This window comes from uncultured Dietzia sp. (assembly GCF_937873725.1).
In the GTDB taxonomy this organism is placed as follows: domain Bacteria; phylum Actinomycetota; class Actinomycetes; order Mycobacteriales; family Mycobacteriaceae; genus Dietzia.
The window spans coordinates 22,967-29,745 of the sequence record NZ_CALMYY010000084.1; the positions used below are offsets into that span (position 1 = coordinate 22,967).

Consider the following 6,779-nt stretch of genomic DNA (forward strand, 5'->3'; position numbering starts at 1 on the left):
TGATCACCCGGCTCTGACCGCCGCGTCCCCGGCCGCGGCCACCGCGGCGCGACGTGCCGCATCCTTGACCGCGACCAGCCGGCGCAGCACCGGCTCGCGGGTGGCCGGGTCGACGCCCACGCCCGGCCGCGCCAACGCGAGCGAGATGATCGCCTCGACCCTGTCGATGCGGTCCACCAGCTCGAGCACCCGGGGCGGCAGCCCGGCGGGCACGCGGGTGACGTGCTGGTGCAGGTCCACCGCCGCGGTCGCGACGCCGCTCGGCGCGGACCGGTCGACGAGCGCAGACCGCTCGATGAGCTCCGCCGCCTCCAGCACCGCCCGGCCGAGCGAGGACAGGGCGGCCGAGGGCCCGTCCGGTTGCGGCGCCACGGGGCAGTCGACCACGCCCCGGACCCGCCACCGGAGGACATCCGGGTGGGGGTGGACGCACGTCAGGCACACCGCCTCGCGGGTCTCGGGATCACGGACGAGCAGCCCCCAGCCGGCCTCCGAGACGTCGTCGCGGATCCCGGCGTCCGGGGGCAGGCTCGACGAATCCCCCGGTGCCGCGGTGAGCAGGGACAGCGTCTCGGGGACCGGGTGGGAGCGTCCCGCGCGCCGGAGGGTGGTGACGAGCCCGGGCAGCACCCCCGTCGGGCCGGCGGTGGGGGAGACGCCCTCGAGCGCCGCGACGGGCTCGCCCACGATCTCCACCAGGTGAGCGTCCGCCAGACCCGTGACGTAGCGGGTGAGGTCGTCGAACGGCTGATCCCCCCAGGCGGTCCGGAGGAGGAAGAGCGGCAGCGGCCATGCGGGTGACAGGGCGGCGCTCCGGGTGAGGGGACGTGACATGACCATCGAGCGTACCGTCCGGTGCGCCGCCCACCCCCCGACCGCGTGGCCGACTACGGTGTCGGGCCATGGCAGACATGTACGGCTCCGACATCCTCGCCGGAACGGCGCGCCGGCGCCGCCCGGAGATCCCCGTCGTGGTGGCGGAGAACGACCTCGTGGTGGAGCACCCGGACTCCGATTTCTGCGGCGCGGTCGTGGGCTTCACCCGCACCCCCGACGGCGACTTTGTCAAACTCGAGGACCGGCGCGGCCTGGTGCGCCTCTTCGCCATGACCCCCGCCGCGTTCCTCATCGACGGCTCCCCGGTCACCCTGCGCCGGCCCGGACCGGTCGTGCCGACGGGCCCGAAGGTCACCGCGTCGGGGTCCCGGAGGGTCGAGGGGCTGCGGGCCCGGACCGCGCGGGCCGGGCGGATCTGGGTGGAGGGCATCCACGACGCGGCGTTGGTGGAGAAGATCTGGGGCCACGACCTGCGGGTCGAGGGGATCGTCGTGGAGCCGCTCCACGGGATCGACGACCTGCCGGCGCTCGTCGCGGAGTTCGGCCCGACGCCGCAGGCGCGCCTGGGCGTGCTGGTCGACCACCTGGTCACCGGCAGCAAGGAGTCCCGGATCGTCGCCGGGCTCGGTGGGGACGTCCTGGTGACCGGCCACCCCTACGTGGACATCTGGCAGGCCGTCAAGCCCGCCGTGGTGGGGATCCACGAGTGGCCGGTCGTCCCCCGGGGCGAGGACTGGAAGACCGGGATCTGCGACCGGCTCGGGTGGGGTCAACCGGCGGACGGGTTCCGCCGGATCCTGGGCGCGGTGAGCACCTACCGGGACATCGAGCCGGCCCTGCTCGGGGCGGTCGAGCGGCTGGTGGACTTCGTCACCGAGACCGACTGACCACCGGGTCACCGAACCCCTCAGGAGTCCGGGCCTGCCTCGTCGTCGTCGTCGTCCGGCGTGTCCTCCCGCGCGCCGGCCCGGACGGGGAGGCGGGCGTCCACCACCATCCCCACGAGCCCCACCGCCGCGAAGGCGACCGTGGCCCACAGGGCCGCGCCGCCGTCCCCCTCGGTGAGCGAGTGGCCGAGCAGGACCGCGGCCACCGTCCCCGGGGCGCTGCCGACGACGGTCGCCACCAGGAAGGGTCGTAGCGGGATCGACGTCAGCGCCGCCGCGTAGTTCACCACCGAGAACGGGACCGCCGGGACCAGTCTGAGGCTGCCGACGGACAGCCACCCGCGGCGGCGCAGCCGCACGTCGACGGCGGCGATGCGCGGATCCGCCCGCAGGCCCTCGGCCCGGGCGTGCCCCAGCCGGCGCACCCCCGCAAAGGCGAGGGTGGCCGCGACGCCCGTCGCGACCAGCGACCAGGGGATCGCCACCGACGGCGGGAACAGCACCGCGGCCGAGTAGGTGAAGGTGGAGCGGGGGACCGGGGTCACGGTGACGAGCGCGTAGGCGGAGAAGAACGCCGCCGGGAACCACGGCCCGAGCTGTTGCGCCCACGCGCGGAGCTGCTCCAGGCCCGGGGTCGGGACGAGGGTGGCCACCAGCACCACGAGCGCGACGGCACCCACCCAAGCGATCACCCGTCCACGCACCCGGTCGACTGTAGTGCCCCGGCCGGAATCTCCCCCCGCGCGGACCCCGCGAGCACGGTCACGGTCCGGCAGGCGGGAGGGCTGCACTAGAGTCCGATGGTGACCCCCTTCACTCCACAAGAGAACGAGGTACCGGTGACCGGTCCGACCACAGGTCCTGATCTCCACTCCTGGTACGCCGCTGTGGGAGCCGTCCTCGCGAAGGCCGCCCGCAAGGACCCCGCGGACATGCCCGAGGACGCGTGGCGTTCGCTCGTGGCCACCACGCGGGACGGCATCGAGATCAACCCGCTCTACACGCGGGCCGACGAGATCGCCGAGCGGCCCGCCCCGGGGGCGTTCCCGTTCGTGCGCGGCGGCGACCGGTCGGGGCTGCCCGAGAACGGGTGGCACGTGAGCGCCCGGGTCGAGGTCGACGGCGACGTGGCGCGGACCAACGAGGCCGTGCTCGATCTGCTCGGTCAGGGCGCCTCCGCCCTCTGGCTGCGGGTGCCGGCCGCCGACGTGGCCGCGGTCCTCAAGGACGTCTACCTGGACCTCGCGCCGGTGAGCTTCGACGCGGGGTCCGACCTCGTGGCGGTGTCCGAGGAGTTCCTCCGGCTGCTCGACGAGCGCCGCTCCGCCGGGGACGGGGTGACGGACCGCTCGGCGGTGATCGCCGACCTCGGCGCCGCCCCCGTCACCGACGCGTTCTCCGGTGCCGACGCCGCGGCCCTCGGCGACGCGGTCGAGGTGGCCGTGCGGGCGTCGGAGCGCGAGGAGACCCTCCGCACGTTCGTCGCCGACGGAACCGTGTTCCACGCCGACGGCGCCGGGGACGCCCAGGAGCTGGCCTACGCCGCGGCCGCGGGCCTGGAGTACGTCCGCGCGCTCATGACCGCCGGGCTGACCGCCGACGCCGCCCTGCGTCAGGTCTCGTTCCGGCTCGCCGCCACCGACGACCAGTTCCAGTCCATCGCCAAGTTCCGCGCCGGCCGCCTGGTGTGGGCCCGCGTGGCCGAACTCCTCGGCGCGCCCGAGGCCGGCGGGGCACCCCAGCACGCCGTCACGTCCCCGGCCATGATGGCGAGGCGCGACCCCTGGGTGAACATGCTGCGCACCACCCTCGCCGCGTTCGCCGCGGGCGTCGGCGGGGCCACCTCGGTGACGGTCCTGCCGTTCGACGCGTCCCTGCCGGGCGGGCTCGAGAGCACCTCCCGCTCGTTCGCCGAGCGCATCGCGCGCAACACCCAGCTGCTCCTGCTCGAGGAGTCGCACCTCGGACACGTGGTGGACCCCGCCGGCGGCTCCTGGTACGTCGAGTCGCTCACCGACTCCCTCGCCGAGGCCGCCTGGTCGGCGCTGCAGGCCGTCGAGGCCGAGGGCGGGCTGGCCGCCGCGATCGCCTCGGGGAGCGTCGCCGCCGCGATCGCGGGTGTCCGCGACACGCGGGACTCCGAGATCGCGCACCGGACCGCCCCGATCACGGGCGTCTCCGAGTTCCCCAACCTGGGCGAGCCGCCGCTCGACGCCTCGCGTCGGGGCGGGCAGGGCTACCGCTACGGCAAGGCGTTCGAGGACCTGAGGGATCGCTCGGACGCGCACCTCGAGGCCACCGGGTCCCGGCCCACCGTGCTGCTGGCCGGGCTCGGCCCGATGGCCGAGACCACGGGCCGCGTGACCTTTGTGGCCAACCTCCTCGCCGCCGGCGGCGTCGAGGCCCGCAACCCCGGCGTCACGGCGGCCGACCAGTACGCCGGTGCCCGCGAGGGCGAGCGCATCGCGGTCCTCTGCGGCGCCGACAGGCGCTACGCCACCGAGGGGTCCGACGCCGTCCGCGCGCTGCGCGACGCCGGCGTGTCGACCGTGTACCTCGCCGGCGCCGAGAGGGGCTTCCCGGCCGACGCGGCCCACCGCCCCGACGGGTACCTGTCGGTCGGCATCGACGCCGTGGCCGCCCTGTCCACCCTCCTCGACCAGCTGGGAGTGAAGTGAGATGACGACCTTCCCCGATTTCAGCACCGCCCCCTTCCGCGACACCGCCGAGGAGGCCGCCCGGGCCGCCACCGCGACGGTCGACGACGGGATCGCCCCCGGAGCCCACTGGGAGACGCCCGAGGGTATCGACGTCAAGCGCGTCTTCACCAAGGCCGACCGTGACGCCGTCGAGGCGGGGACCGCCCCGACCGACGACGGCGAGGAGGTCACCCCGTTCCCCCTGGACACGGTCCCCGGGGCGGCACCGTTCCTCCGCGGCCCCTACCCGTCGATGTACGTCAACCAGCCGTGGACCATCCGGCAGTACGCCGGCTTCTCCACCGCCGCCGAGTCCAACGCCTTCTACCGGCGCAACCTCGCGGCGGGCCAGAAGGGCCTGTCGGTCGCGTTCGACCTGGCCACCCACCGCGGGTACGACTCCGACCACCCGCGGGTGGCCGGGGACGTGGGCATGGCCGGCGTGGCGATCGACTCGATCCTGGACATGCGTGAGCTGTTCGACGGGATCGACCTGTCCGCCGTGTCGGTGTCCATGACCATGAACGGCGCCGTCCTGCCGATCCTGGCCTTCTACGTGGTGGCGGCGGAGGAGCAGGGGGTGACGCCGGAGCAGCTCGCGGGGACCATCCAGAACGACATCCTCAAGGAGTTCATGGTCCGCAACACCTACATCTATCCGCCCAAGCCCTCCATGCGGATCATCTCGGACATCTTCGCCTACACCTCGCAGAAGATGCCGCGGTTCAACTCCATCTCCATCTCCGGCTACCACATCCAGGAAGCCGGGGCGACGGCCGACCTCGAGCTGGCGTACACGCTCGCCGACGGCGTCGAGTACCTCCGCGCCGGCCTCGACGCGGGGCTGGACATCGACAAGTTCGCGCCGCGGCTGTCCTTCTTCTGGGCCATCGGCATGAACTTCTCCATGGAGATCGCCAAGCTGCGGGCCGGCCGCCTGCTGTGGAGCGAGCTGGTGGAGAAGTTCGGGCCGAAGAGCGAGAAGTCCAAGTCGCTACGGACCCACTCGCAGACCTCCGGCTGGTCGCTCACCGCGCAGGACGTCTTCAACAACGTCGCCCGCACGTGCATCGAGGCGATGGCCTCCACCCAGGGCCACACGCAGTCGCTGCACACCAACGCCCTCGACGAGGCGCTGGCGCTGCCCACCGACTTCTCGGCGCGCATCGCCCGCAACACCCAGCTCCTGCTCCAGCAGGAGTCGGCCACCACCCGGCCCATCGACCCGTGGGCCGGCTCGTACTACATCGAGTGGCTGACCGCCCAGCTGGCGGACAAGGCCCGGCTCCACCTGTTGGAGATCGAGGAGGCCGGCGGCATGGCGCAGGCGATCGGGGAGGGGATCCCCAAGCTGCGCATCGAGGAGGCCGCGGCCCGCACCCAGGCCCGCATCGACTCCGGCCGCCAGCCCGTGATCGGCGTGAACAAGTACGTCGTGACCGAGGACCAGGAGATCGAGGTCCTCAAGGTCGAGAACTCCCGCGTCCGGACCGAGCAGCTGGCCAAGCTGGCCAAGCTGCGGGCCGAGCGCGACGAGGACGCCTGCCAGGCGGCCCTGGCCAGGCTCACCGAGTCCGCCGCCGGCGGCGCGAGCCCCGACCTCGAGAACAACCTCATGGCCCTGGCGATCGACGCCGCCCGCGCCAACGCGAGCATCGGCGAGATCTCGGACGCGCTCGAGGCGGTCTACGGTCGGCACAAGGCCGAGATCAGGACCCTGTCCGGGGTGTACCGGCAGGAGGTCTCCAAGGAGGGCGCCGTGGACAACGTCACCAAGGCCATGCGGATGGCCGAGGAGTTCGCCGAGCAGGACGGTCGACGTCCCCGCATCCTGCTGGCCAAGATGGGCCAGGACGGTCACGACCGCGGCCAGAAGGTCGTGGGCACCGCCTTCGCCGACCTCGGGTTCGACGTGGACATGGGCCCGCTGTTCCAGACGCCGGAGGAGGTCGCCCAGCAGGCGGCCGACGCCGACGTGCACGTGGTGGGCGTGTCCTCGCTGGCCGCCGGCCACCTCACCCTCGTCCCGGCGCTGCGCGAGGCGCTCGCGGCGGTCGGCCGCGGGGACATCATGGTGACCGTCGGCGGGGTGATCCCGCCGGGCGACTTCCAGGAGCTCTACGACGCCGGCGCGGCCGCGATCTACCCGCCCGGCACCGTGATCTCGGACGCCGCCATCGAGCTGCTCGGCAAGCTGGCCGACGAGCTCGGACACGACCTGTCATCGGTCGAGTCCGGGGAGGCCTGATCGGCGGTGGCGGTCCTCGGTTCCGGCCCGGATCCCGCGGGCTCGGGTAACCCCCTCGGCGCGCTGTCCACCACGGCCGGCACCGGTGCGGTCCGCGGCCCGGTGCCG

The 6,779-nt window shown here is 73.7% G+C and carries 5 protein-coding genes; 3 read left to right on the top strand and 2 right to left on the bottom strand.

Annotation, left to right across the window (positions count from 1 at the left end; genetic code table 11):
* Positions 1–3: 3 nt before the first annotated feature.
* The gene (locus tag Q0444_RS08455; RefSeq protein ID WP_291083644.1) at positions 4–834 is read right to left on the bottom strand and encodes a hypothetical protein; all 831 of its coding nucleotides are present in this window, start codon (positions 832–834) and stop codon (positions 4–6) included.
* A 68-nt stretch (positions 835–902) separates the two neighbouring features.
* On the opposite strand from Q0444_RS08455, the gene Q0444_RS08460 reads away from it, so the two are divergent.
* Complete coding sequence (locus tag Q0444_RS08460) at positions 903–1,724, top strand: DUF3097 domain-containing protein (RefSeq protein ID WP_299022952.1); 822 nt, start codon at positions 903–905, stop codon at positions 1,722–1,724.
* 20 nt (positions 1,725–1,744) lie between these two features.
* Here the strand turns inward: Q0444_RS08460 and Q0444_RS08465 are convergent, their stop codons facing one another.
* A complete protein-coding gene (locus Q0444_RS08465; protein WP_299022954.1) occupies positions 1,745–2,428 on the bottom strand; it encodes a TVP38/TMEM64 family protein in 684 nt (227 codons plus the stop codon).
* 135 nt (positions 2,429–2,563) lie between these two features.
* Between Q0444_RS08465 and Q0444_RS08470 the strand changes: the two genes are divergently transcribed.
* Positions 2,564–4,402, top strand: coding sequence for a methylmalonyl-CoA mutase family protein (locus tag Q0444_RS08470; RefSeq protein ID WP_299022955.1), 1,839 nt, complete (start codon positions 2,564–2,566; stop codon positions 4,400–4,402).
* Position 4,403: 1 nt separating this feature from the next.
* Positions 4,404–6,671 carry a methylmalonyl-CoA mutase gene (gene scpA, locus Q0444_RS08475; RefSeq protein WP_299022956.1) on the top strand — a complete coding sequence of 756 codons (2,268 nt, stop codon included), beginning with the start codon at positions 4,404–4,406 and terminating at the stop codon, positions 6,669–6,671.
* Positions 6,672–6,779: the final 108 nt, after the last annotated feature.